Genomic DNA, 24,085 nt, shown 5'->3' with positions numbered 1-24,085 from the left:
TCACGTCGAGTTCTCCAAACGGAAGTACCGCGCCTTGGCCGCTTCTGTGGCTACGATATATCCGAGCACGATAGCAACGATGGCGGCAAGCAGGGCGGTCGAGAGCGGCACGAAACCGAACACCGACGTCAAGTCCCCAAGGAATGGCATCGCGAAGGTGGCGATGACCACGGCAAGGGTCGACCACAGGAGCAACCGGCTGGGCTTGCTGCGAAAGGCGGGCTTGTGGGTCCGCAGGACGAGCACGACCGCCAGTTCCGTCAGCAGGGATATCATGAACCAGGAGGTCTGGAACGTCGCCTCGTCCGCCTGGAAGAGGAGGAGCAGCACGCCGAACGTCAAAAGATCGAAGACCGAGCTGATCAGCCCGAAGACGATCATGAATTTCTGGATGTCCTTGACGTTCCAGCCCTGGGGACGGAGCACCCGCTCCGGGTCGACGTTGTCGCTGGAGATCGCAATCGAGGGCACGTCCGAAAGGAAATTGTTCAGAAGGATCTGCTTGGCCGCCAGCGGCAGGAACGGCAGGAGTGGCGTCGCCAGCGCCATGCTGATCATGTTGCCGAAATTCGCGCTTGTCGTGATCGAGATGTATTTGAGAGTGTTGGCAAAGGTCCGGCGGCCGTCCTCGACACCCGTGCGAAGCACGTCCAGGTCGCGGCTCAGCAGGATGATGTCGGCGCTTTCGCGCGCAACATCCACCGCATCGTCAACGGAAATGCCGACATCGGCCGTGTAGAGGGCTGGTGCGTCATTGATCCCGTCTCCCAGATAGCCCACGGAATGGCCGGTGCGCTGCAGGGCCCGGACGATCCGTTCCTTCTGCTGCGGGTCGACCTCGACGAAAAGATCGGTGCGCGGAGCCAGGTGCCATAGCGCCTCGTCCTTGAGCCCGGCCAGTTCCGCTCCGGTCAGCATCGACTTGGCGTTCAACCCGACGGCCTCAGCCATGTGGGCGGTGACATGGCGGTTGTCGCCGCTGATCACCTTGATCGCGATGCCCAGCCGGGCGAGATCGCTGATCGTCTGCTTCGCATCAGGCTTGGGCGGGTCGAGGAACACCAGGAACCCGCGAAAAGTCATCTCACATTCATCCTGGCGGTCGTAGTCAGCCCGCGCGACAACGCGGCGGGTGGCCAGGGCCAGCACGCGAAAGCCTTGGTGGCCTTTCGCCTTGAAAACGGCCTCCAGATCTGCCCGCGCGGCCTCATCCAGAGGTGCCGTCGCGCCATCGCGCTCGAGCGACGTGCAGATATCGAGGACGTTGGCAAATGCCCCCTTGGTGACAATCAGGTGCTGTCCCGGTGCGGCATCTTCGGCCACGACGACGGTCAGCCTACGCCTTTCGAAATCATAGGGGATCTCGTCGATCTTGGTCAGACCGATGATGGACAATCCCAGGCTCTCGCCAGCCGCGACAATGGCCGCATCCAGCAGGTTCCCGATCCCGGTCTCAAGCGCGGCATTGACATGGGCCAGGCGTCTGACTTCGTCAGAGGGCCGACTCGCCGTATCGAGCACCTCGCTCAGCACGATGGTGCCCTCGGTCAGCGTGCCGGTCTTGTCGGTGCAGAGAATGTCCATGCTGCCAAGATTCTCAATGGCGTCGAGCCTGCGCACAATGACGCCACGCCGGCTCATGGTGCGCGCGCCAGCCGAAAGCGTCACGCTGATGATCGCGGGCAGGAGCTCCGGCGACAGCCCAACAGCCAGAGCCGCCGCGAAGAGCAGCGATTCGACCACCGGACGATCGAGCAGCAAGTTCACGGTCAGCACGAACAGGACGATGACAACCATCACACGGATAAGCAGATAGCCGAACTGGCGCACGCCTCGGGCAAAGTCGGTTTCTGGCTGACGGGCGTGCAAACGGGCGGCGATCGCGCCGAACTCGGTTCGATGCCCCGTCTTGACCGCGAGCACCCTGGCCGTGCCGCTACGCACCGACGCCCCCAGAAACACGCAATTCGTCCGTTCCGCGATCGCCGCGTCCCGCCGGACCGCCCCCGGGCGCTTCTCGACCGGGAAGGACTCGCCGGTCATGCCGGCCTCGCTGACGAGGAAATCCGCTGCCTCGATCACGACACCGTCGGCGGGAATGAGATTGCCAGCGGACAGCAGGATGACGTCGCCGGGCACGATGATGCTGACCGGGATCTCTCGCTCCGCCCCGTCGCGAATGACGCGGCAGGTCAGCGCAAGGCGTTTCTTCAACTCCTCGACGGCGGCGGAGGCCCGGTGCTCCTGAAAGAAGCTCAGCAGCGCACTTCCAATAACGATGGCCAGAATAATTCCGGCATCGATCCATTGGCGCAGAATAAGTGAGATCGCCGCGGCGAAAACCAGGATAAGAACGAGTGGGCTTTCAAACTGGCGCAGCAAAAGGCGCAGGGCACTTAGATGCGCGGCGTCCTCGACGCTGTTGAGGCCGACCGAGGCAAGCCGGGCGGCAGCGCGATCAGAGGTAAGTCCATTCGGTCCGGATCCAAGCGAATCCGCCACCGCGATTTGGTCCACGCTCCAGTAGGGGCTCCCATCATCCGCGTCTGGCATACGCCCTGTCCAATCCCCCGACGTGGCTCACTCCGACGAGCAAGCCAGGATCGTTCGTTTTGCGCAAAGGACGAGCCCGTGCGGGCGCCTACCGCGCAGCAGATCCAACCGGGATGAATTGTAGCAAAAGAAGCGGGATGGCGGACCACGACCGATAGTGATGAACAACTTATACGCTATAGCCCTATCGAATGGCCCAAGGATGATCAGGCACCCAGCCCAGGCGCCAGTCAGGCCTCGGGACTGAACGGATTCCGCCCGAGCAGCCGCGCCTCAGCCAAGGTCAGGATAAGACTGGCGTCTGAATCGGGATTGTGCACGAACCCGACAACCCTCGGCATTTTTGCCGAGACACCCGTAACGCGGCAAAGCCGGATATGGTTGCCGTGGATTGTGTTTCCCACCTCGCTATCAGGCGGACCGTCGCGCACCAGACCTTCTATTGCAATAGCCGTCTTTGCGGGAAGTCTTATTGGAGCGGTCAGGGTGAAGATCAAGGTTTGGTCTTCTGGTACGATCTCGGCCAGGGCGGATTGTAAATTCTCGATGAGCCGCAAAGCCACCTTGTCGAACCGCAGGCGAAGCCCCGCCGCTGCGACCTTCTCTGTGATCTCCTGCGTGACTGTAACGGTCTCTGTCATCGAGGACTCCGCGCTAGGGCGAGGATTTCCCGGAAAGGCGCTCCCCAGACGGCTTAGAATACACCGATCCGCCACGGCCACCGGCGCTACGCCGCATCACGCTTAGAGTTTGATGGCGGACAGAGAGGGATTCGAACCCTCGATACGCTTTCACGTATACACGCGTTCCAGGCGTGCGCCTTCAACCACTCGGCCACCTGTCCATCCGTCTGCAGCCGTTGGTCAATCCGGCTGGTGCGCCGGCGAAAACCGGCGGACGGGCGCGATATATACCGATGATGCGGACGGGATCAACTGGTTTCTGACAGAATATTGACAGCACGTTACGCGCGCGTGCGCCGCCGGCCATTGCGCTCATTCGGCGGCCGGCCTATCTCTTGATGCAGATGCCGATGCCCGGAACTCACGAAATAGTCTTTCGCGCGCGCCCGGCGTCAAAGGAGGACGGATGCGTTTCTTGCTGCGCTTTGCGAGCTTGCTTGCGCTGACGGTTGCCGTGCTCGCGGGAACGATCGACTCGATCCAGTCGGTGGCGGCCTCCGCGCCGGTGATGACGCCGCTTGGAGAGGGCATTGAGGTGCTCGGGCCGGAAGCGCTCGGTTGGGTGCAATCGCTGCAGCGGACCGATTCCGGGCCGGCAATCTGGCTCGCCGCTCTGCATTGGCTGTTCATGCAGCCGGCATTTGCGGTGTTTCTTGTCATCGCCCTCCTTCTCTGGATGGCGGGCTACAGGAGAAGGCCGGCGGCCGGGCGCTTTGCCGCCTGAGAGCAATCGGCTGCCCTATTCCGGTCCGCATGTTTCCTGAGTACCTACGGCGCATGAAATGAGCACCGAGATGTTTCTGATCGACATGTTCAACAAGAAAACCCTCCTGCCGGACGCCGAGACCGCGCTGCCCGGACGCAGCCAGGAAATCCCCACCGCCGAGACGCATTTCGTCTCCGGACGGCCGCTCAAGGGCCCCTATCCGGAAGGGACGAAGAAAGTGCTCTTCGGCATGGGCTGCTTCTGGGGCGCCGAGCAGCTCTTCTGGAAGACGCCCGGCGTGCACGTGACCGCCGTCGGCTATTCCGGCGGGCTGACGCCGAACCCGACCTACCAGGAAACGACGACCGGTCTGACGGGGCATGCCGAGGTCGTGCTGGTCGTCTACGATCCCGGTAAGGTCTCCTTCGCCCGGCTGCTCAAGACCTTCTTCGAAGAGCATGACCCGACACAGGGCATGCGGCAGGGCAACGATATCGGCACGACCTATCGCTCGGCAGTCCATGTCCATGACGAAGAGCAGCTCGCCGAGGCGAATGCCGCCCGAAACATTTACCGGAAGGCATTGAAGTCCTCCGGCCACGGGCGCGAGATCACCACCGAGATCGGGATGGCCGGACCCTTTTACTTCGCCGATGACTACCACCAGCAGTATCTCGCCAAAAACCCCGACGGCTATTGCGGATTGCGCGGCACCGGCGTCAACTGCCCCGTCGGCTGACGCGAGCATTGTCCAACGGCGCCGCGCGTGGTTTTTTACCATCCGAAAAATTTCGAGTGTTTTTTTGCCGAAGCCGTGCAAGGATGCCGCCACCCAAGCCTTAAACAGAAGAGGGGCGGGTTCCGCGGCGAGGCTTCCGATGCCGCCGGAAAACCCGAAAACATTCAATTGCGACGACAGGGCTGCAAGATGAAAAAAACCATTCTCGGTCTCTTTGCTTTCTCGATGATGTCCGCGACGGCGCTGGCCGCGGACATCAAGCCGGCGATCATTTACGATCTCGGCGGCAAGTTCGACAAATCCTTCAACGAGGCCGCCTTCAACGGCGCCGAAAAGTTCAAGGCCGAAACAGGCATCGAATATCGCGAATTCGAAATCGCCAACGATGCCCAGCGGGAGCAGGCGCTGCGCCGTTTCGCCAGCGACGGCAACAGCCCGATCGTCATGGCCGGCTTCAACTGGGCGGCATCGCTCGAGAAGATCGCGCCGGAATACCCGGACACCAAGTTCGCCATCATCGACATGGTGGTCGACAAGCCGAACGTCAAATCCATCGTCTTCAAGGAGCAGGAAGGCTCCTATCTCGTCGGCGTGCTCGCCGGTCTCGCCTCCGAGACGAAGACGGTCGGCTTCGTCGGCGGTATGGATATCCCGCTGATCCACAAATTCGCCTGCGGCTACGTCGGCGGCGCCAAATCGACCGGTGAGGGCTTGAAGGTGCTCGAAGCCTATACGGGCACGACGCCGGATGCCTGGAACGATCCGGTCAAGGGCGGCGAGATCACCAAGTCGCAGATCGACCAAGGCGCGGATGTTGTCTATCACGCCGCCGGCGGCACCGGTGTCGGCGTTCTGCAGGCGGCAGCGGACGCGGGCAAGCTCGGCATCGGCGTCGATTCCAACCAGAACATGCTGCAGCCGGGCAAGGTGCTGACCTCGATGCTGAAGCGCGTCGATGTCGCCGTCTACGACGCCTTCACGGCCGCCAAGGACGACAAGTTCGAATTCGGCGTCTCCAATCTCGGCCTGAAGGAAGACGGCGTCGGCTATGCGCTCGACGAGCACAACAAGGCGCTGATCACGCCGGACATGCTCGAAGCGGTCGAAAAGGTGAAGGCCGAAATCATTGCCGGCAATCTCGAGGTGCACGACTACATGACGGACGAGTCCTGCCCCTATTGATCGCGGCACTATGCTGTAATGTCATGAAGCCGTCGGCTCTCGCGAGCCGGCGGCTTTCTGCTGCGCGTCCCAAAGCGGACCTCGACTTGCAGCACCGTTGGTAATCAGTAATGCGGCGGCCGTGCCACCGGGATCGCCTCCTGCGCCTGCTCCTCGAGCGTCAGAAACCGCTCGGTCAGCCGGTCCAGCTTGGCCCGCGTCTGTTCCACCACCTTCCATTGCTCGGCCAATTGATCCGAGAGTTCCTCGATCGTCTTGGCCTGGTGAGCCACCATTTCCTCCAATCGGGTAATCCGGTCGTCTGCCTGGCTCATGCGGGGTTCTCCCTCTCCATTTTGAAACCGGCGCGGCCTTCCGGCCGCTCGCGGCGTGAAGCAATCAGCCCCCGTTCCGGCCGCGACACGGCTACAGCGGCGCGGGTCTGTGAATCTGCGCACCGCGCTTTCCGAAAACCGGTTACGATTTTCGGGCCGATGCGCGGACGGCCGAGAAGCCGGGGTCGCGGGCCGAGAGCATCTTATGCAGATGCACCATCATGCCCGCGGCAAAAAGCGGCGTCAGCAGGTTCAGCACGGGCACGGCCAGGAAGGCCGCAAGCATGAGGCCCGCGAGGAACACCGTTGCGCGGTGCTTCCTGCGGAAGAGCCGCGCCTCGTCCGGCACGCGGTGCCGCATGGCGGCGAACTCGAAGAATTCCCGGCCGAGCAGGTAGCCGTTGACGACAAAGAAGGCGATGAGATTGATGCCCGGCACCAGCAGGAGGAACAACGCCACGAGATTGCCGAGTACCACGACCCCCAGGAACTTCGCCGAGCTCCCGATCGCTTCGGCAAGCGGCAGCGGCACTCCCGGGGCTTCGCCCGGATAGTCGCGCTTCTCGACCACCTCGGCGACGTCGTCGAGGAAGAAGCCGGCAATCATCGCCGTCACCGGGGCGAGCAGCAGCGCCAGCCCCAAGGCGAGGCCGAGGCTGGCAAATATGCCGACGATGAAGGTAAGCCATCCCGCCCATTCGGGCGTTCCGGGAAACAGCGTGTCGAACCACGGCAAGGCAAGCCAGACGAACAGCTCGCGCAGCGCAAACCAGAGCGCGACGAGTGCCAGAAGCGTGAGCCCTATGACCTTCCAAAAGACCGCGCGGGTCTCGGCCGCAAAGAGATTGGCGAAGGCAAGCCGCGCCGCATCCAGAATCATGACAGGTCTCCTTGAGGCGATGAGTCGAACGCCATGTAGGCAAAGGCGAACGGCGCGGCAAGACGCTTCGACAATCTACAGCTTCGACGGCGGGCAGGCGCTGGCAAACGCAATGGGTGGCGATATGTTAGGGCAGAGAGACCCGCGCCGCTTGAGCAGGCTTGAGTGCAGCCCGGCGCCCGGACGAAGGAGAGTAAGGAGAGACCATGACCAGCAAAAAGACGCTCGCGAGTCTCGCCGTTCTTGTGCAATCCGGCGAGGTGGATCCCGTCACGCTCACAGAGGAGACACTTGCCCGGATCGAGGGCCACGACGACCGGGCCGTCTTCCTCGAGGTGACGCGCGAGCGGGCGGGGCGGGAAGCGAAGGCGGCCTCCGAGCGCATCAGGGCCGGTCGCTCGCTTGGCCTGCTCGATGGCCTTCCCGTCGCCTGGAAAGACCTCTTCGACATGGCCGGCAGCGTGACGACCGCCGGCTCGGTGGTGCTCAAGGACCAGCCGCCGGCGCCGGCCGATGCGGCGGTGGTCGCGGCATTGAGCGGCGCCGGCATGGTCAGCGTCGGGCGTACCGGCATGAACGAGTTCGCCTTCTCCGGTCTCGGCTTCAATCCGCATTACGGCACGCCGCGCAATCCCGCAGCGGCCGACGTCCATCGCATTCCCGGCGGTTCCTCCTCCGGTTCGGCGGCGGCAGTCGCCGCCGGCCTTGTGCCTCTCGCCATCGGTACCGATACAGGCGGTTCGGTGCGCATTCCGGCGGCGATGACCGGGGTCGTCGGCTACAAGGCGACGCGCGGGCGATATGCGATGAGGGGCGTCTTTCCGCTCGCCGGAAGTCTCGATTCGCTCGGTCCCCTGTGCCTGACAGTCCAGGACGCCGTCTGGGCGGATGCGGCCATGCACAGCCTCACCGCACCGGTGGTCCGCCGCGCCGAACCTGCCGAGCTTTCGCTCGTCATTCCCGAAACCATCGTGTTCGACGATGCCGAAGCGGAGATCGTGACCGCCTTCGAGGCGGCGATCAAGAGGGTGGAGGCCGCCGGTGTCCGGGTCCGACGCCAGCCCTTCCCGAGCTTCGCCGCGATCTTCGACCTGATGAGGCGTCACGGGGCGCTGGTGAATGCGGAAGCCTATGCGCTGCATCGCGAGCGCCTCGCCAGCCCCGAAGCCGCCCGGATGGACCCCCGAGTCGTGACACGGGTCCGCCTCGGCGAGAAGATCAGCGCCAGCGACTACATCGCCCTCGTCGAGGCACGCGAGCGGCTGATCCATGAAACGGCGGAGAGGCTGTATGCCGGCGAGTTGATCGCGCATCCGACCCTGCCGCATGTGGCGCCGCCGCTCGCGCCTCTTCTTGGCGACGACGAGCTCTTCTTCAAGACCAATGCCCGGACGCTGCGCAACACGCTGATCGGCAATTTTCTCGATTTCTGCGGCATCTCCATCCCTTGCGGAACGGGCGCGGCCGGCATGCCGGTCGGCTTACTCCTGTCGGCGCCGCATCATCAGGACGATCGTCTGCTTTCCGCCGCTCTTGCGCTCGAGGCGCCGATCCGGGGCGAGGCATGATCATCTGCTTCGATATTGGCGGTTCGGCGATCAAGGGCGCCATCACCCATTCGCCCGACCGCATATTTCCGCTGCCGCGGCGCCAGACGCCGCCTACAGACTTCCATCGTTTCGTCTCGACCCTGGAGGCGGTGGTCGACGAAGCGGGCGGCCTGCCGGACCGCCTGGCAATCTCGATCACCGGCGTCATCGACCCAGAGACGCAACGGATCAAATGCGCCAACATCCCCTGCATCGACGGGCGTGCGCTTGCGGCTGAACTCGAGGCGGCGCTGCATCTGCCCGTGGTGATCGCCAATGACGCCGATTGCTTTGCGCTTGCCGAAGCCGGCCTCGGTGCCGGACGCGGCCACCGCATCGTCTTCGGCGCAATCCTTGGGACCGGTGTCGGCGGCGGGCTGGTGGTCGACGGTAGACTGATCAATGCCGATGGCGGCTTTGCCGGCGAATGGGGCCATGGGCCGGTTGCCGCCCGCGAAGCCGGCAACCCGCCCGTCGCAATACCGGCCTTCGATTGCGGCTGCGGCCAGCGCGGCTGCATCGACACCATCGGGGGCGCGCGCGGACTGGAAAGGCTGCATGCGGCCCTCCATGGCAGGCAATTGGCCAGCCACGAGGTCATTGAAGCCTGGCAGCAAGGCGACGGCGAAGCGAACGGCACGATCGGCGTCTATGTCGATCTCGTCAGTTCGCCATTGGCCCTGGTGATCAACATCACCGGCGCGACGATCGTCCCCGTCGGCGGCGGCCTTTCGAATTCCGAGGCACTGGTCGGCGAGATCGACCGGGCGGTGCGCGGCCGGATCCTGCGCCGGTTCGATCGGCCGCTGGTGGTGCGGGGCGAGTGCCGGGTGGAGCCGGGCCTGATCGGCGCCGCCCTGCTCGGCCGCAATCGGAACCAGTTGGACGGGGGGCCACCGGCATGAAGGACATCCTGCTCGAGGTCTGCGTCGACGACGCGGAGGGATTGAAGGCCGCGGTCGAGGGCGGTGCCGATCGCATCGAGCTCTGTTCGGCGCTTGCCGTCGGCGGGTTGACGCCGAGCGCCGGGCTGATGGCATGCGCAAAACCGCCGCCGGTGCCGGTCTATGCGATGATCCGCCCCCGCGCCGGCGATTTCGTCTTCAGCCCCGCCGAGCTCGACATCATGCGCGGCGATATCGATGTGGCGCGCAAGGTGGGGCTGGCGGGCGTCGTGCTGGGCGCATCACGCCCGGATGGCCGGCTGGACGAGCGCATGCTGGTCAAACTCACCGGCCACGCAGCCGGCCTCGGCTTGACCCTGCACCGGGCTTTCGATCTGGTGCCGGACTTTGCCGAGGCGATCGGCATCGCCGCCGAACTCGGCTTCGAACGCATACTGACGTCGGGCGGCGCCAGAAGCGCGCCGGAAGCGATCGACACATTGGCGCAGCTCATCGAACTCGCGGCCGGCCGGCTCTCGATCATGCCCGGCGCCGGCGTCAATCCCGATACGATCGACGCACTCCTGCCGAAGCTTGCGGTCATCGAGATCCATTCATCCTGCTCCGTTCGTGAGCCGGCTAATGACCAGCATATCGTCGAGATGCGCTTCGCGCCGCCGGAGCGCCGCCGCACGGATGCGGCAACGGTCAGGACGATGAAGCGGCGGCTCAGCGCGCTATAGTATCGGCCCGAAGGTCCTACCTGATCTTCGGAAAGCTCGATGCGCAGATTCATTGAGTTTGTTTTTGCCGCATTTGTGCGACGCCAGGTGATTCTACCTGGCTGCAAAATGCTCTAGGCGGAATAGACGCACTCCCCGCCGATCCAGGTGGACTTCATTCGAAGCTCCGGGGTCAGCAGCACGAAATCGGCGTCGGCCCCGGGCAGGAGGCGGCCCTTATGCGAGGCGATGCCCATGGCGTCTGCGGGATAGGCGGAGGCCATGCGGAGCGCTTCCTCCATCGGCAGGCCGAGCCTTTCGTGCACGAAGCGGACGGAGGAGAGCATATCGATGTCGGCGCCGGCAAGCGTGCCGTCGGCGAGCGTCAGCCGCCCATCCTTGCGCAGGATCTCGCGCCCGTTCAGGAGGAAGCGCGTCATCTCGGTGCCGATCGTCGACATCGCGTCGGTCACCAGGAAGATCTGCCCCGGTCCCTGTTTGCCGCGTATGGCAATGCCCATCGCCGCCGGATCGACATGGAAGCCGTCGGCGATCATTCCCGCATGGAGCGTGCCGGCCGCCAGCGCTGCACCGACGACGCCGGGCTCACGGTGGCCAAGACCGCTCATGGCATTGAAAAGGTGCGTCACGGTGCGCGCACCTGCCCTGGCATAGGCGCAGGCCGTCTCGAAACCGACATCCGTATGGCCAAGGCTGACGACGACGCCGGCATCGGCAAGTGCCTTTACCTGCTCCTTGGTGGCATTTTCCGGGGCAAGTGTCACCATCAGGCAGCCGAGCGCCTTCATGCAGGCCAGCATCTCGTCCAGGTCCGGCTGTTCCATGGGCCGGATCAGCAATGGATCATGCGCGCCCTTGCGGACCAGGGAAAGGTGTGGGCCCTCGAGATGCAGCCCGAGGAAACCCGGTACAGCGGCGGCCCTGGCCTCGACGCCGGCACCGATTGCTGCGGTCCGCACCGCGCGCGTGTCGGTGATCAGCGTCGGCAGCAATGCCGTCGTGCCGAACCGCGCATGGGCGGCACAGATCCGCCGGATGCCTTCGAGCGTCGGCTGCTCGTTGAAGAGCGCGCCGCCGCCGCCATTGACCTGCAGGTCGATGAAGCCCGGGACGAGCAGCAGGCCGCGTGCGTCGACCGTCTCCGCGTCGTTGGCGGCAGCCCCTGCGGGGACGATCGTCTTGACACGCCCCGCCTCGATCAGGAGCGCGGCGCCATCGTGGCAGTCGATGCCGTCGAAAATCCGCGCGCCGGTGATTTTCTTCTTCGCAGTCATCGTGTCTCCGTTACCTTCTTGAGGCTCGCCGGCGCATCGGGATTGAGCCCGCGCGAGCGCGACCAGGCTTCGACGAAGCCGTAAAACGGCAGGATCAGCGCCAGCGCGTCGGTGATCGGGTGGCCGGTCTCGACGAAGGGCAGGCGCTTTGCCTTTGCTGCCCGCGCCGAGGTGACACGCACGACGGCGCCCTTCTCGCTCAGGCCGTCGGCGATCTCGGCGACCGAGGTTTCGGCGGCATCGCGTGCGGCGAGCGCCAGGACCGGGAAGCGGGCGCCGACAAGCGCGACCGGTCCATGCAGCACTTCCGCCGCCGAGTAGGCCTCGGCATGCATGCCGGACGTCTCCTTGAACTTCAGCGCTGCTTCGCTGGCAATCGCCAGCGCCGGCCCGCGGCCGAGCACATAGAGCGATTCCGCCTCGTCAAGTTCGGCGGCGAATTCCTGCCAGTCGAGCTTCACCGCTTCGGCGAAGCGGTTCGGGAGATCAGCCACGGCCCGCTTCAGGCCGGGGTCGCCCGTCCATTCGCCGAGCACGGCAAGCCCAGCGACGATCGAGTTAACATAGGATTTGGTCGCCGCGACGGCAATTTCGGGCCCCGCCAGAATATCGAGCGGATGGCTGCAGGCGTCAGCGATCGGTGAGGGCAGCGTGTTGGTGAGCGCGATCGAGACGGCGCCGGCCCGCGATGCGGCCTCGGCCATGGCGACGATGTCCGGGCTCTTTCCGGACTGCGAGATGGCGATGGCCGCCGCCCCGCCGAGCTTCAATTCGGCGCCGTAGATGGAGGCGAGCGAAGGCCCGAGCGAGGCAACGGGGCGCCCGGCCGTGAGTTCGATCGCATATTTGAGGAAGAGCGCCGCATGGTCGGAGGATCCGCGGGCGATCGTCACGAGAAAGGCCGGATCCCTGGCGCGAATCGCGGCCCCCGCCGCGGCGAGCGCTGTCCCCGAGCGATCGAGCAATCGTGCGGCGGCCTCGGGAATCTCGTCGATTTCTCGCCGCATGTTGGTCTGCATGATCAAAGTCCTTTCCTTAGCTACCGCATCGAGCTTTCCGAAAATCGTACCCGATTTTCGGAAAGCTCGATGCGCAGATTCAAAGCGTTACAGCGACCTTTGCGCGTCTGAAAAGACGCGCGGCGCTGTAAGTTCAGCGTGGGTTGCGGGCGGAAAACCGCTCACACTTTTCCTCATCCCGCTTCGGCGCCGGTCAGCTTTCCGGGATTGTCAGCTCCGCGACGAAATCATAGGCGTCGCCTCGATAGAGCGATCGGGTAAATTCCACGACCCGCCCCGAAGAGAGATAGGAGACCCGCTCGATGGAGAGCCCGGCCGAGCCGACGGCGACGCCGAGCATCGAGGCATCCGGGTCCTTGATGTTGCAGGCGGAGATGCGCTGCACGGCGCGCACCGGCCTTGCATTGACCTTTTCGAGCACGGCATAGAGCGACGAGGCGACGGAAAGTGGGTCGGGCACGAACTCCGCCGAAACGCAGGCGCGCTCGATCGCCAGCGGCAGGTCGTCGGCGATACGCAGGCGACCGAGGCGGGCGACCAGCGCGTCCGCCGGAAGGCCGAGCGTCATCATCTCGTCGGGCGAAGGATGGAAGAGCCCCCGTTCCAACCACTCCGCCCGGGTATTGAGGCCGCGACGTGCCATGTCCTCGGTGAAGGAGGTGAGGCGCGAGAGCGACTGCTCGACGCGCGAGACCGGTCGGACGACGAAGGTTCCGGAGCCGTGGCGGCGCACCAGGAGACCATCCCGCACGAGGTCGTCGACCGCCTTGCGCACGGTCACGCGACTGACATTGGCGTATTCGGCGAGGTCCCTCTCGGCCGGCAAGGCATCGCCGTGACTGAGCTTGCCCGACAGGATCGCTTCTTCGAGCGACTGCCGAAGTTTGAGATAGAGCGGGCCCGCGCCTCCCGATAGCAAGCCTTCGAGCGGCAATATGGCGGCTAGCGCGTGGTTCATGCGACGATCTCCGGCCGGGTGCCGAAGCGCTGCGCCGCAAGCGCGACGGCGCCGGTCAGCGCGTCAGCCTCGGCTTCCACGAAGTGCGGCTGGTGCCGCTCGGCGAGCCATGGGCGATAGAGGGGAGCAAGGCCGCCGAGCAGGCAGATCGTCCGCGCCCCTCTCGCGACCACCACGTCGAGCGCTTCATCCACCGTCGTCGCGGCCGCCTTCAACAGGCGTGTCGCGACCGGATCGCCGCTCCCCGCATGATCGAAGACGCGCGGCGCATAGCGGCCGAACTCGCCGGGCTTGGCGAGCCGCGCGAAATCGACCACATCGCGGGGATCGTTGTTGAATTCCAGGAGCACGGAGTCCGTGACCGGCGACGCCGCATGGATGCCGTCATAGGCAAGCAGGGTCTCCTGCAAGAGCGCGTGGCCGATCCGCGCGCCGCTGCCGTGATCGCCGATCGTGAAACCCCAGCCACCGATATAGCCGACCACTTCGCCCCGGCGCGCGATATAGATCGTGCCGGTCCCGAGGATCGCGACGGCGCCGTCGCCGTCGCCGAGCGCGCCCTGCAGTGCAATGAGCCCGTCGGATTCGATGTCGGCCTGCGCGAAGGGCAGCCGTCGCTTCACGTAGTGGACGGCGTCGCCGACATTGTGCCCCGCAACCCCGACGATCGCGCGGGCCGCGGCGATTCCGGCCGGATCGAGGCGGGCGTCTTCGAAAGCCGCACGCGCCGCTCCCGCAATATTTTGCAGCGCCGTTTCCGGATCGGTGAGAATATTGGCGGCACCGGACTTTCCGCGGCCGAGGATACGGCCATCCGGGCTTGCAACCGCCGCCCGGCAGCTGGTTCCGCCGCCGTCGATTCCGACGAGATAGGATGTCATGGGCACCTCCGAGGCCTAAAGATACCAAAAAAATACCATTAACCAAGCATGATTTCGCGCTGAATCTAAATTTCTTCCCAAGTTCTTGCTTTTCAATGATTTTTTTTTAAGCACCACGCTCGGACAGGCCAAAAGTTAAATTTCTGCTAGACAATTGGTATTTTTTTGGCATTAATTCGGGAAGAGGAGAACAAACCGATGCCGGCAGCTAAGACCGAAGAGCGCGACGACAAGGCCAAGGATCTGGACCTGATGCATCCGGCGCTTGCCCTTCGCCTGCTCGCCGGCGGGCAGCAGGCGGCGGCGAAATCCGTCGACGAGGCGTTCGAACCCATTGCAGCCGCGGCTGCCCTGGCTGCAGAAGCGCTTTGCGCCGGCGGGCGGCTCGCCTATGCGGGTGCGGGAAGTTCCGGCCTGATGGCCATGGCCGACGCGCTGGAACTGCCGGGAACTTATGGCATAGCCAAGGACCAGATCGTCATCCTCCTTGCCGGCGGCACCGCCAGCCTCGGCGATCTCGCCGGCGGCTATGAGGACGACACGGAGCTGGCACGCCGCGATGTCCGCGAGGCCGGGATTTCGGCCGGCGACTGCCTGGTTTCCGTTTCCGCCAGCGGATCGACCCCTTATGCGCTCGCCGCCGCGGACGAGGCGCGCAAGCGCGGCGCGAAGGTCGTTGGGGTCGCCAATAATAGCGGCGCTCCCCTGTTCGAAGCCGCCGATGTCTCGATCCTGTTGCAGACGCCGGCGGAGGTCGTCTCCGGTTCCACGCGCATGGGCGCCGGCACCGCGCAGAAGATTGCCCTCAACATGTTTTCGACGCTTGTCGGCATCCGTCTCGGCCATGTGCTCGACGGCCACATGGTCAATCTGCGTGCCGACAATATCAAGCTGCGCGGCCGCGCCGTCCGGATCGTATCCGACATTACCGGCGTCAGCGCCGATGAGGCGGGACGGCTGGTCGACGCCGCCTCCGGCTCGGTGAAGCTGGCGATCCTGCTTGGCTCTGGGGCAAAGGACATGGGGCAAGCCGAAGCGGCGCTGGCAAAGGCCGATCAGAATTTGCGCAAGGCGATCGCGATCGTCTCGCAGACGTAAAACTGGGATCCAAAACCGCGCCCGAGACGGCGCCTATAAGAGGGAGAACCTGAATGACCCGCACGACAATGAAAGGCCTGCTGCTTGCATCGAGCATTCTCGGCTCCGCCGGGCTTGCGCAGGCGCAGGACGCTACGCTGACCATCGAGAGCTGGCGCAATGACGACCTGGCGATCTGGCAGGAGAAGCTGATCCCGGCTTTCGAGGCCAAGAACCCGGGCATCAAGGTCGTCTTCTCGCCTTCCGCCCCGACCGAGTACAACGCCGCCCTCAATGCCAAGCTCGATGCCGGCTCCGCCGGCGATCTCATCACCTGCCGCCCCTTCGACGCCTCGCTCGAGCTCTACAACAAGAAGCACCTCGCCGACCTGACCGGCCTTGCCGGCATGGAGAACTTCTCCGACGTCGCCAAGTCCGCCTGGACGACCGACGACGGCTCGGCCACCTTCTGCGTGCCGATGGCCTCCGTCATCCACGGCTTCATCTACAACAAGGATGCCTTCGATCAGCTCGGCCTCTCGGTACCGACGACCGAGGCGGAGTTCTTCGCCGCGCTCGACAAGATCAAGGAAGACGGCAACTACATCCCGATGGCGATGGGCACCAAGGATCTCTGGGAAGCCGCGACCATGGGCTACCAGAATATCGGCCCCAACTACTGGAAGGGCGAGGAAGGCCGGCTGGCGCTGATCAAGGGCGAGCAGAAGCTCACCGACGAGCCCTGGGTCGAGCCCTATCGCGTGCTCGCCAAGTGGAAGGACTATCTCGGCGACGGCTTCGAGGCGCAGACCTATCCGGACAGCCAGAACCTCTTCACGCTCGGCCGCGCCGCGATCTATCCGGCCGGCTCCTGGGAAATCGCCGGCTTCAACGCGCAGGCGGACTTCAAGATGGGGGCCTTCCCGCCGCCGGTGAAAAACGCCGGCGACACCTGCTACATCTCCGACCACAACGACATCGGCATCGGGCTCAATGCCAAGAGCCCGAATGCAGAGGCCGCCAAGACCTTCCTCACCTGGGTCGCCTCGCCGGAATTCGCGGAAATCTACGCCAATGCCCTGCCGGGCTTCTTCAGCCTGAACTCGACTGCGGTGAAGATGAGCGACCCGCTCGCCCAGGAGTTCGTCTCCTGGCGTGAGAAGTGCCAGTCGACCATTCGCTCGACCTATCAGATCCTCTCGCGCGGCACCCCGAACCTCGAGAACGAGACCTGGGTGGCGTCGGCAAACGTCATCAACGGCACCGAGACGCCGGAAGAGGCGGCCAAGAAGCTGCAGGAAGGGCTTGAAAGCTGGTTTAAGCCGGCAAAGTAAGCCGAAGGGGCGCGGCTTCGCGCCCCTCTTTCGCTCCCGCGCGAGGATTCGCACGGTGAGCGACGCCGCCATCAGTATCGAGATATCCGGCAGGGCCGGACTTGAGCGGACAGGAATGCGGCATGGCCCGCATTTTCGACTGCCGCGGCGGCGCCCACTGCATGTCTCCTTAAATCGATTTCGATTTAAGAACAAAGACATGCAGCATTTCAAAGTGCTACAGCGACCTTTGCGCGTCTGATTAGACGCGCGGCGCTGCAGGACGAGGCGCGGACGAATGCGCCCATTTCGAACGACATCGAGGCTGCGCCACGCGCAAGCCGGTTAGAACGGGCCAGAGGCCGATGAACAAACGCGAGATCATGATGGATGTCGGTGAGCTGAAGCGCCCGCGGCGCTGGCACATCCTCGTCTTCCTCACTCCGGCGCTTCTCATCTACACGGCGGTGATGATCCTGCCGCTCATAGAGACGCTCCGCCAATCCTTCTTCAATACGGTCGACGGGGAATATGCCTTCGTGGGCCTCGGTAATTTCAACGTGCTCTTCGGCGACCCGCGCTGGGCCGCGGATTTCTGGAACGCGCTCCGGAACAACGTCGTCTTCTTCCTGATCCACATGGCCGTGCAGAACCCGATCGGCATAGCGCTCGCTGCCATGCTGTCGGTGCCGAAGCTGCGCTTCAGCGCCTTTTACCGCACCGCGATCTTCCTGCCGACGCTCTTGTCCTTCGTCATCGTCGGCTTCATCTGGAAACTGATCCTCTCCCCGATCTGGGGCGTCGCCCCCCATCTCATGGATCTCGTCGGCCTCAAATGGCTCTTCGCTCCCTGGCTGGGCCGGCCCGATTCGGCGCTGGTCGCCGTTTCGCTGATATCGGTCTGGCAATATATCGGCATACCGATGATGCTGATCTATGCCGCGCTGCTCAACATTCCCGACGAGGTGATCGAGGCGGCCGAGCTCGACGGCGTTACCGGCTGGAGCCAGTTCTGGAAGATCAAGCTGCCCTTGATCCTGCCGGCGATCGGCATCGTCTCGATCCTCACCTTCGTCGGCAACTTCAACGCCTTCGACCTGATCTACACGGTGCAGGGCGCGCTCGCCGGACCGAATGGGTCAACGGACATTCTCGGCACGCTGCTCTACCGCACCTTCTTCGGTTTCCAGCTCCAGCTCGGCGACCGTTCGATGGGCGCGACGATCGCAACGGTGATGTTCCTGATCATCCTTGCCGGCGTCTCGCTCTACCTCTTCGTCATCCAGCGCCGCATGCGCCGCTATCAGTTCTGAGGAGGACCAAAATGTCGAAAGCACGTAGCTCCCTCGCCCGCACCGGCGCCGTCCATGTCGCGCTGATCGCCTATACACTGGTGGCGCTCTTTCCGGTGTTCCTGACGATCGCCAACTCCTTCAAGAGCCGCAATGCGATCTTCCGCGAGCCCCTTGCGGTACCGACGCCAGAGACGTTCAGCCTGATCGGCTATGAGACGGTGCTGAGACAGGGCGACTTCATCGGCTACTTCCAAAACAGCGTCGCCGTCACGGTCGTCTCGATCGCGCTCGTCCTCATCTTCGGTGCCATGGCCGCCTTCGCGCTTTCGGAGTACCGCTTCCGCGGCAACACGCTGATGGGCCTCTATCTCGCGCTCGGCATCATGATCCCGATCCGGCTCGGCACGGTGGCAATCCTGCAGGGCATGGTGGCGACGAACCTCGTCAACACGCTGACAGCGCTGATCCTCGTCTATACGGCGCAGGGCCTACCGCTCGCGGTCTTCATCCTGTCGGAATTCATGCGCACGGTTTCCGACGACCTGAAGAATGCCGGACGCATAGACGGGCTTTCCGAGTACGCGATCTTCTTCCGGCTGGTGCTGCCGCTGATACGGCCGGCCATGGCGACGGTCGCCGTCTTCACCATGATCCCGATCTGGAACGACCTCTGGTTCCCGCTGATCCTCGCGCCGGCCGAATCGACGAAGACGATCACGCTCGGCTCGCAGATCTTCATCGGCCAGTTCGTCACCAACTGGAACGCCGTGCTCTCGGCGTTGTCGCTGGCGATCTTCCCGGTGCTCGTCCTCTACGTCATCTTCTCGCGGCAGTTGATCCGCGGCATTACGGCAGGAGCAGTCAAATGACCTCTTCCGCAACCCCGATCCGCGTTCTCGTCGCCGGCCTCGGCAATATGGGCCTGAGCCATGCACTCGCCTATCACCGCGACCCCGGCTTCGAAATCGCCGCCCTCGTCAACCGTTCGAAGGTCGAGCTGCCGGAATCCTTTACAGGCTACGAGTACCGCCCGTCCTTCCCGGAAGCGCTTCTCGAATTCCGACCGGAGCTCTGCTCGATCAACACCTATTCGGACAGCCATGCAGCCTATGCGGTGACCGCCATGGAGGCCGGCTGCCACGTCTTCGTCGAGAAGCCGCTGGCAACCACGGTCGCCGATGCCGAACGCGTGGTCGCCTGCGCCCGTGCCAACGGCCGCAAGCTGATCGTCGGCTACATCCTCCGGCACCATCCCTCCTGGATGCGGTTGATCGCCGAGGCGCGCAAACTCGGACCGCCCTATGTGTTCCGCATGAACCTGAACCAGCAGTCGAGCGGCGCGACCTGGGCGACGCACAAGGCGCTGATGCAGACCACGCCGCCGATCGTCGACTGCGGCGTCCACTATGTGGACGTCATGTGCCAGATCACCGACGCGAAACCGGTCGAGGTCCGCGGCATGGGCCTGAGGCTTTCGGACGAGATCGCCGCCGACATGTACAATTACGGGCAGTTGCAGGTCATTTTCGACGACGGTTCGGTCGGCTGGTACGAGGCTGGCTGGGGCCCGATGATCTCCGAGACCGCCTTCTTCGTGAAGGACGTGATCTCGCCGAACGGCTCGGTGTCGATCGTCATGGACCAGAACGCCAGGTCCGACGATATCGACACGCATACGAAGACCGCCGTCATCCGCCTGCACGACGCCGCGACCGGACCGGACGGCCGTTTCCTCAGGCCCGACGAGGACCTGCGGATGGAAGGCGAGCCTGGCCACCAGGACCTCTGCGATCGCGAGCAGGCCTTCGTGCTCAAGGCCATCCGCGAAGACATCAATCTCGACCGGCACATGGAGGATGCGGTGCAATCGCTGAAAATCTGCTTGGCGGCGGACGAAAGCGTGCGGACCGGCAGGCCGGTCAAACTTTAGAGCATTTGCAGTCAGGTGGAATCACCTGAGGTCGCAGAAATGCGGCAAGACAAACAGATAGAGCGGCCGCGCGAAAGTATTTGAGCGCATCCCGCTCTAAGCCAAGAGGGGCGAAACGTGGGATCATTGCAACTGAAATCCATCCGCAAGGCCTTCGGCGGCCATGAGGTGCTGAAGGGCATCGACCTGGAAGTGAAGGACGGCGAATTCGTCATCTTCGTCGGTCCCTCGGGCTGCGGGAAATCGACCCTCCTGCGCACCATCGCCGGCCTCGAGGACGCGACCTCGGGCAGCGTCCGGATCGACGGCGACGAGGTTGGCCATGTCGCGCCCGCCAAACGCGGCATCGCCATGGTCTTCCAGTCCTATGCGCTCTATCCGCACCTGACGGTCAAGGACAATATGGGCCTCGGGCTGAAGCAGGCCGGCGTACCGAGAGCCGTGATCGACGAGAAGATCGCCAAGGCCGCCGGCATGCTGTCGCTGGAGCCCTATCTCGCCCGGCGCCCGGCCGAGCTTTCCGGCGGCCAGCGCCAGCGCGTGGCGATCGGCCGCGCCATCGTGCGCGAGCCGAAACTGTTCCTCTTCGACGAGCCGCTCTCGAATCTCGACGCGGCGCTGCGCGTCAACACCCGGCTGGAGATTGCCCGGCTGCATCGCAGCCTCAAGGCGACGATGATCTATGTGACCCACGACCAGGTCGAGGCGATGACCCTTGCCGACAAGATCGTCGTTCTGAGCGCTGGCCGCATCGAGCAGGTCGGCTCGCCGATGGAACTCTACAACCGGCCCGCAAACCTTTTCGTCGCCGGCTTCATCGGCTCGCCGCAAATGAATTTCATCGAGGGCGAGCGCTTTGGCGACGCGGCGGCAAAGACGGTCGGCATCCGCCCCGAACATATCGGCCTCTCGCGCGAGCGTGGCGACTGGACGGGCAAGGTCGTCCATGTCGAACATCTCGGCGCGGACACCATCGTCTATCTCGAAACCGAAAAGGTCGGCCCGCTCACCGTGCGCCTCTTTGGCGAGCACCGCTATGAGCCCGATGAGATCGTCCACGCTACCCCGGTGATCGGGGCCACGCATCGCTTCGATTCCGATGGCCGGGCGATTGCTTCCGGGGAGCAGGCAAGAATCCTCCCGGACGCTTGATCTTCGGGGAGTTTTCAGACGTGCAAGGCGGCGAGCAATCGCTCCCTTGTCGGCTCGTCGACGAAGGCCGCCTCGATGGCCGTCCTCGTCATCCGGTCGATCTCGCTGTCGTCGAAATCCATCGCATGGACGGCGATCTCGTATTCCTGGGCGAGAGAAGTATGGAAGAAGGGCGGGTCGTCGGAATTGAGCGTCACGCGGACGCCGGCCTCGAAAAGCCGGCGCAAGGGGTGCGAGGCGAAATCCGGAAAGACGCCGAGCGCGATGTTGGAGCCGGGGCACACCTCCAGCACTACGCCCTCCTCGGCCAGGCGTTTGACGAGATCGCCGTCCTCGATCGCTCTGACACCGTGGCTGATGCGCGACGGGCGCACATGGTCGAGAGCATCGCGCACGCTGAAGGCGCCGGAAAGTTCGCCGGCATGAATGGTGAGCCCGAGACCGGCATCGCGAACGACGTCGAAGGCGCGGGCGAATTCGGCGACGCTGTGCATGCGCTCTTCGCCGGCGAGATTGAAGCCCGTGACGAGCGGGTGGCGGCGCATCGCCGCGTATTCCGCGGTTTTCACCACCGATTCCGGCCCGAGATGGCGAATGCCGGTGATCAGCATGCGCGACTCGATTCCGGTCTTTGCCCGGGCGGCTTCCATGCCGGCCGCCAGCCCCTCGATATAGGCATCGGCACCGAGTCCGATCGTGTTGCCGTGATCGGGCGAGACGATGATCTCGCTATAGATCGTTCCGGCTTCGGCAAGTTCCGTCAGGTAGGTTTCGGCGAGAAGCGCATAGTCGCCCTCGGTGCGGAACAGCGAGGCGACGGCATCGTAGCATTTCACGAAGCTAGTGAAATCGTCCCAGACATAGGCGTTGTCGCGGATGATGCCGCCGATGTCGATTCCGTATTTCCGTGCCTGCCGCAAGGCGAGTTCCGGCGGCGTGGCGCCTTCGATGTGGCAATGCAGCTCGGCTTTCTTCAAGTGTGCAGTCAAATAAGGCTTCTCCCATGCGCGCCCGGCGCGATGCCGAGATGTCTGGCAACCGTTTCGCCGATATGGGCGAAACTGTTGGCGATGCCGAAGGAGCGGCTCCTGAGCGACGGCCCGAACATCAGCACGGGCACGCGCTCGCGCGTGTGGTCGGTGCCGCGCCAGGTCGGATCGCAGCCGTGGTCGGCGGTGAGGATGACAATGTCGCCCGGCTTCAGGCGACGGTCGAGGTCGGGCAGGCGCGCGTCGAAGGCCTCGAGCGCCGCGGCATAGCCAGGCACGTCGCGGCGATGGCCGTAGAGCATGTCGAAATCGACGAAATTGGTAAAGACGAGGTCGCCGTCTTCCGCCTCCTCGATCGCGGCGAGGCTCGCATCGAAAAGCGCCATGTTGCCATTGGCCTTGGTAAGCCGGGTCACACCCTGATGCGCGAAGATATCGCCGATCTTGCCGATCGCATGCACCGTCCGGCCGGCCTCCTCCAGCCGATCGAGGATCGTCGGCTCCGGCGGCGGCACCGAATAATCGCGTCGGTTGCCGGTACGAACGAAATTGCCGGGATTGTCGCCGACGAAGGGGCGGGCAATCACCCGGCCGATGTTGTAGTCGTCGACGAGCCGGCGAACGATCCGGCAGAGCTCGAGGAGCCGCTCCAGACCGAAACTCCGTTCATGGGCCGCGATCTGGAAGACCGAGTCCGAGGATGTGTAGCAGATCGGCTTGCCCGTGCGCATGTGCTCTTCGCCATGGCGGGCGATGATCTCGGTGCCGGAGGCGTGGCAATTGCCGAGGATGCCCGCAACATCGCCCTCGCGGCAGATCGCTTCGACGAGGTCGGGCGGAAAGGCATTGCCTTCCGCCGGAAAATATCCCCAGTCGAACTTCACCGGCGTGCCGGCAATCTCCCAGTGGCCGGAGGGGGTATCCTTGCCACGCGAGACCTCGCTTGCTGCGCCATAGACGCCATAGACCCGTTCCGGCACCTGCATTCCGCCCGGAAGGCGTCCGGTCGCGAGCCTGGCCGCGTGAAGCAGGCCGAGCGCCGACATGTTCGGAAGATGCAAAGGCCCTTCGCGCAGGCCCACGCGATCGCCGGCGCCGGCGGCGCAGAATTCCGCGATGTGCCCGAGCGTGTCGGCGCCGAGATCGCCGAAGGCCTCCGCGTCCGGCGCGCCGCCGATGCCGAAAGAGTCGAGGACGAAGAGAAAAGCACGCGCCATGAGACACCTAAGCGGGGTTCGGAAAAATATTACACGGCGTTCCGAAAAGAACCTGCGTTAAAACAAAGAACTAAGCGGGTGAAGCGTTGGCCTGCCAACGCAAGTCTGCTTAGGAACCGCGCGCGAAGACAAACCGCGCAATCCGGCAGAGATAGCGTGCCGGCTCGTCCAATGCAATTGAGCCCGATGGGGGATGCGGCGCGGGGCGTCGGCTCAGCAATCCGTGCAGGCGATCGTCGTTCCGAAGCGCTGGCGGTAATAGGCCGTCTTGGAGAGGTCGATGGTGCTTACGGTGCTGTCGAGATTCGGCGCAAAAAGCAGGAGCTTGTGCGGCACGACGAGCTCGGTCCGCACGACGAAGGCGTTCACGGCTTCGAGATCCGCGGGAACCGTGGTGGTGGAATTGGCGGCATAGGGCGTGCCGCCGGCCTGGTCGCGCGACCAGACGACCTTCCCGGTCGTGGTTCCGTTGACCTGAATGCCAGTGATCTTCAGCGTGTAGTTCGAGCTTTCGTAGGGGGCGAGGATGCTTTCGGCGACTTTCTTCACGTCGTCGATGAAAGCCTTGTTAACATCCTGTTCCTGCGTGACGATATCGGCGACGGCGCTCGAGGCGCGCGCGACCTTGCGCAGCACGGTGAAGCCGAGCGAGAGCTCGAAGGCGCCGATATAGGTCATGATCAGGAGCGGTGCGACGATTGCGAATT

At 64.1% G+C, this 24,085-nt stretch carries 23 protein-coding genes and 1 tRNA gene; 12 read left to right on the top strand and 12 right to left on the bottom strand.

All coding sequences use genetic code 11. From position 1 onward, the window contains the following. The 3 genes from mgtA to AC4P1R_RS16065 form a co-directional block, all read right to left on the bottom strand. Positions 1-2,553, bottom strand: a complete 2,553-nt coding sequence (gene mgtA / locus AC4P1R_RS16075; protein ID WP_492177195.1) for a magnesium-translocating P-type ATPase — start codon at positions 2,551-2,553, stop codon at positions 1-3. Positions 2,554-2,783: 230 nt separating this feature from the next. Continuing rightward, a complete protein-coding gene (locus AC4P1R_RS16070) occupies positions 2,784-3,194 on the bottom strand; it encodes a hypothetical protein (protein WP_492177194.1) in 411 nt (136 codons plus the stop codon). Between the two features lie 113 nt (positions 3,195-3,307). After that, positions 3,308-3,397, bottom strand: a tRNA-Ser gene (locus AC4P1R_RS16065). Between the two features lie 245 nt (positions 3,398-3,642). Here AC4P1R_RS16065 and AC4P1R_RS16060 point away from each other — a divergent pair. The 3 genes from AC4P1R_RS16060 to AC4P1R_RS16050 all read left to right on the top strand — a co-directional run bounded on the left by AC4P1R_RS16060 (position 3,643) and on the right by AC4P1R_RS16050 (position 5,863). Next, the gene (locus AC4P1R_RS16060) at positions 3,643-3,960 is read left to right on the top strand and encodes a hypothetical protein (protein ID WP_225190775.1); all 318 of its coding nucleotides are present in this window, start codon (positions 3,643-3,645) and stop codon (positions 3,958-3,960) included. 70 nt (positions 3,961-4,030) lie between these two features. After that, positions 4,031-4,681, top strand: a complete 651-nt coding sequence (gene msrA / locus AC4P1R_RS16055) for a peptide-methionine (S)-S-oxide reductase MsrA (RefSeq protein WP_492177756.1) — start codon at positions 4,031-4,033, stop codon at positions 4,679-4,681. 189 nt (positions 4,682-4,870) lie between these two features. Continuing rightward, positions 4,871-5,863 (top strand): BMP family lipoprotein, encoded by a 993-nt coding sequence (locus tag AC4P1R_RS16050; RefSeq protein WP_492177193.1) that lies wholly within the window; start codon positions 4,871-4,873, stop codon positions 5,861-5,863. Positions 5,864-5,967: 104 nt separating this feature from the next. Here AC4P1R_RS16050 and AC4P1R_RS16045 read toward each other — a convergent pair whose 3' ends face one another. Both AC4P1R_RS16045 and AC4P1R_RS16040 read right to left on the bottom strand, forming a co-directional pair. Then, positions 5,968-6,177, bottom strand: a complete 210-nt coding sequence (locus AC4P1R_RS16045) for a SlyX family protein (protein ID WP_069459925.1) — start codon at positions 6,175-6,177, stop codon at positions 5,968-5,970. Positions 6,178-6,319: 142 nt separating this feature from the next. Then, positions 6,320-7,057, bottom strand: coding sequence for a sulfate transporter family protein (locus tag AC4P1R_RS16040; RefSeq protein WP_069459926.1), 738 nt, complete (start codon positions 7,055-7,057; stop codon positions 6,320-6,322). Positions 7,058-7,263: 206 nt separating this feature from the next. Between AC4P1R_RS16040 and AC4P1R_RS16035 the strand changes: the two genes are divergently transcribed. Genes AC4P1R_RS16035 through AC4P1R_RS16025 form a run of 3 tightly spaced genes read left to right on the top strand, consistent with a single transcriptional unit; the run spans position 7,264 to position 10,273 of the window. After that, the gene (locus tag AC4P1R_RS16035) at positions 7,264-8,625 is read left to right on the top strand and encodes an amidase (RefSeq protein WP_069459927.1); all 1,362 of its coding nucleotides are present in this window, start codon (positions 7,264-7,266) and stop codon (positions 8,623-8,625) included. Then, the gene (locus tag AC4P1R_RS16030) at positions 8,622-9,551 is read left to right on the top strand and encodes an ROK family protein (protein WP_225190774.1); all 930 of its coding nucleotides are present in this window, start codon (positions 8,622-8,624) and stop codon (positions 9,549-9,551) included. Before AC4P1R_RS16035 ends, AC4P1R_RS16030 begins: the two co-directional genes overlap by 4 nt. Continuing rightward, a complete protein-coding gene (locus AC4P1R_RS16025) occupies positions 9,548-10,273 on the top strand; it encodes a copper homeostasis protein CutC (protein ID WP_492177192.1) in 726 nt (241 codons plus the stop codon). Before AC4P1R_RS16030 ends, AC4P1R_RS16025 begins: the two co-directional genes overlap by 4 nt. Positions 10,274-10,386: 113 nt before the next feature. Here the strand turns inward: AC4P1R_RS16025 and nagA are convergent, their stop codons facing one another. The 4 genes from nagA to AC4P1R_RS16005 form a co-directional block, all read right to left on the bottom strand. Then, positions 10,387-11,547 (bottom strand): N-acetylglucosamine-6-phosphate deacetylase, encoded by a 1,161-nt coding sequence (gene nagA / locus AC4P1R_RS16020; protein ID WP_069459930.1) that lies wholly within the window; start codon positions 11,545-11,547, stop codon positions 10,387-10,389. Next, positions 11,544-12,566 carry an SIS domain-containing protein gene (locus AC4P1R_RS16015; RefSeq protein WP_151611846.1) on the bottom strand — a complete coding sequence of 341 codons (1,023 nt, stop codon included), beginning with the start codon at positions 12,564-12,566 and terminating at the stop codon, positions 11,544-11,546. Before AC4P1R_RS16015 ends, nagA begins: the two co-directional genes overlap by 4 nt. A gap of 193 nt (positions 12,567-12,759) precedes the next feature. Beyond that, entirely contained in the window at positions 12,760-13,524 is a 765-nt protein-coding gene (locus AC4P1R_RS16010) for a GntR family transcriptional regulator (RefSeq protein WP_069459931.1), read from the bottom strand. Next, positions 13,521-14,405 (bottom strand): glucosamine kinase nucleotide-binding domain-containing protein, encoded by an 885-nt coding sequence (locus AC4P1R_RS16005; RefSeq protein ID WP_069459932.1) that lies wholly within the window; start codon positions 14,403-14,405, stop codon positions 13,521-13,523. The genes AC4P1R_RS16010 and AC4P1R_RS16005 overlap by 4 nt, the downstream gene beginning before the upstream one ends. Before the next feature lie 198 nt (positions 14,406-14,603). Here AC4P1R_RS16005 and AC4P1R_RS16000 point away from each other — a divergent pair, with 198 nt between their 5' ends. The 6 genes from AC4P1R_RS16000 (at position 14,604) to AC4P1R_RS15975 (ending at position 21,172) form a co-directional block, all read left to right on the top strand. Beyond that, positions 14,604-15,503, top strand: a complete 900-nt coding sequence (locus tag AC4P1R_RS16000) for an N-acetylmuramic acid 6-phosphate etherase (RefSeq protein ID WP_069459933.1) — start codon at positions 14,604-14,606, stop codon at positions 15,501-15,503. A gap of 53 nt (positions 15,504-15,556) precedes the next feature. After that, the gene (locus tag AC4P1R_RS15995) at positions 15,557-16,816 is read left to right on the top strand and encodes an ABC transporter substrate-binding protein (protein WP_151611845.1); all 1,260 of its coding nucleotides are present in this window, start codon (positions 15,557-15,559) and stop codon (positions 16,814-16,816) included. Between the two features lie 344 nt (positions 16,817-17,160). After that, a complete protein-coding gene (locus AC4P1R_RS15990; protein ID WP_151611844.1) occupies positions 17,161-18,108 on the top strand; it encodes a carbohydrate ABC transporter permease in 948 nt (315 codons plus the stop codon). 11 nt (positions 18,109-18,119) lie between these two features. Further along, positions 18,120-18,959, top strand: a complete 840-nt coding sequence (locus AC4P1R_RS15985; protein WP_069459936.1) for a carbohydrate ABC transporter permease — start codon at positions 18,120-18,122, stop codon at positions 18,957-18,959. Next, positions 18,956-20,020 (top strand): Gfo/Idh/MocA family protein, encoded by a 1,065-nt coding sequence (locus tag AC4P1R_RS15980; RefSeq protein WP_225190772.1) that lies wholly within the window; start codon positions 18,956-18,958, stop codon positions 20,018-20,020. Before AC4P1R_RS15985 ends, AC4P1R_RS15980 begins: the two co-directional genes overlap by 4 nt. 117 nt (positions 20,021-20,137) lie before the next feature. Then, positions 20,138-21,172: an ABC transporter ATP-binding protein gene (locus tag AC4P1R_RS15975; RefSeq protein WP_225190771.1), complete on the top strand. Its 1,035-nt coding sequence runs from the start codon at positions 20,138-20,140 to the stop codon at positions 21,170-21,172. 14 nt (positions 21,173-21,186) lie between these two features. Here AC4P1R_RS15975 and AC4P1R_RS15970 read toward each other — a convergent pair whose 3' ends face one another. From AC4P1R_RS15970 to AC4P1R_RS15960, 3 genes are all read right to left on the bottom strand, one after another. Further along, a complete protein-coding gene (locus AC4P1R_RS15970) occupies positions 21,187-22,161 on the bottom strand; it encodes an adenosine deaminase (RefSeq protein ID WP_492177191.1) in 975 nt (324 codons plus the stop codon). After that, positions 22,158-23,378, bottom strand: a complete 1,221-nt coding sequence (locus tag AC4P1R_RS15965) for a phosphopentomutase (protein ID WP_069459940.1) — start codon at positions 23,376-23,378, stop codon at positions 22,158-22,160. Before AC4P1R_RS15965 ends, AC4P1R_RS15970 begins: the two co-directional genes overlap by 4 nt. 213 nt (positions 23,379-23,591) lie before the next feature. Further along, on the bottom strand, positions 23,592-24,056 hold the full coding sequence (locus AC4P1R_RS15960) for a TadE/TadG family type IV pilus assembly protein (RefSeq protein WP_492177755.1): 465 nt from the start codon (positions 24,054-24,056) through the stop codon (positions 23,592-23,594). Positions 24,057-24,085 lie beyond the last annotated feature (29 nt).

Source organism: Sinorhizobium sp. Y406, from assembly GCF_058732025.1.
This window is presented reverse-complemented; position numbering and strand designations above follow the sequence as displayed.

What these genes read in the sequence shown, in the direction of transcription:
- mgtA (WP_492177195.1), bottom strand. Translation starts at nt 2,553, where the DNA reads ATGCCAGACGCGGATGATGGGAGCCCCTACTGGAGCGTGGACCAAATC.
- AC4P1R_RS16070 (WP_492177194.1), bottom strand. Translation starts at nt 3,194, where the DNA reads ATGACAGAGACCGTTACAGTCACGCAGGAGATCACAGAGAAGGTCGCA.
- AC4P1R_RS16060 (WP_225190775.1), top strand. Translation starts at nt 3,643, where the DNA reads ATGCGTTTCTTGCTGCGCTTTGCGAGCTTGCTTGCGCTGACGGTTGCC.
- msrA (WP_492177756.1), top strand. Translation starts at nt 4,031, where the DNA reads ATGTTTCTGATCGACATGTTCAACAAGAAAACCCTCCTGCCGGACGCC.
- AC4P1R_RS16050 (WP_492177193.1), top strand. Translation starts at nt 4,871, where the DNA reads ATGAAAAAAACCATTCTCGGTCTCTTTGCTTTCTCGATGATGTCCGCG.
- AC4P1R_RS16045 (WP_069459925.1), bottom strand. Translation starts at nt 6,177, where the DNA reads ATGAGCCAGGCAGACGACCGGATTACCCGATTGGAGGAAATGGTGGCT.
- AC4P1R_RS16040 (WP_069459926.1), bottom strand. Translation starts at nt 7,057, where the DNA reads ATGATTCTGGATGCGGCGCGGCTTGCCTTCGCCAATCTCTTTGCGGCC.
- AC4P1R_RS16035 (WP_069459927.1), top strand. Translation starts at nt 7,264, where the DNA reads ATGACCAGCAAAAAGACGCTCGCGAGTCTCGCCGTTCTTGTGCAATCC.
- AC4P1R_RS16030 (WP_225190774.1), top strand. Translation starts at nt 8,622, where the DNA reads ATGATCATCTGCTTCGATATTGGCGGTTCGGCGATCAAGGGCGCCATC.
- AC4P1R_RS16025 (WP_492177192.1), top strand. Translation starts at nt 9,548, where the DNA reads ATGAAGGACATCCTGCTCGAGGTCTGCGTCGACGACGCGGAGGGATTG.
- nagA (WP_069459930.1), bottom strand. Translation starts at nt 11,547, where the DNA reads ATGACTGCGAAGAAGAAAATCACCGGCGCGCGGATTTTCGACGGCATC.
- AC4P1R_RS16015 (WP_151611846.1), bottom strand. Translation starts at nt 12,566, where the DNA reads ATGCAGACCAACATGCGGCGAGAAATCGACGAGATTCCCGAGGCCGCC.
- AC4P1R_RS16010 (WP_069459931.1), bottom strand. Translation starts at nt 13,524, where the DNA reads ATGAACCACGCGCTAGCCGCCATATTGCCGCTCGAAGGCTTGCTATCG.
- AC4P1R_RS16005 (WP_069459932.1), bottom strand. Translation starts at nt 14,405, where the DNA reads ATGACATCCTATCTCGTCGGAATCGACGGCGGCGGAACCAGCTGCCGG.
- AC4P1R_RS16000 (WP_069459933.1), top strand. Translation starts at nt 14,604, where the DNA reads ATGCCGGCAGCTAAGACCGAAGAGCGCGACGACAAGGCCAAGGATCTG.
- AC4P1R_RS15995 (WP_151611845.1), top strand. Translation starts at nt 15,557, where the DNA reads ATGACCCGCACGACAATGAAAGGCCTGCTGCTTGCATCGAGCATTCTC.
- AC4P1R_RS15990 (WP_151611844.1), top strand. Translation starts at nt 17,161, where the DNA reads ATGAACAAACGCGAGATCATGATGGATGTCGGTGAGCTGAAGCGCCCG.
- AC4P1R_RS15985 (WP_069459936.1), top strand. Translation starts at nt 18,120, where the DNA reads ATGTCGAAAGCACGTAGCTCCCTCGCCCGCACCGGCGCCGTCCATGTC.
- AC4P1R_RS15980 (WP_225190772.1), top strand. Translation starts at nt 18,956, where the DNA reads ATGACCTCTTCCGCAACCCCGATCCGCGTTCTCGTCGCCGGCCTCGGC.
- AC4P1R_RS15965 (WP_069459940.1), bottom strand. Translation starts at nt 23,378, where the DNA reads ATGGCGCGTGCTTTTCTCTTCGTCCTCGACTCTTTCGGCATCGGCGGC.
- AC4P1R_RS15960 (WP_492177755.1), bottom strand. Translation starts at nt 24,056, where the DNA reads ATGACCTATATCGGCGCCTTCGAGCTCTCGCTCGGCTTCACCGTGCTG.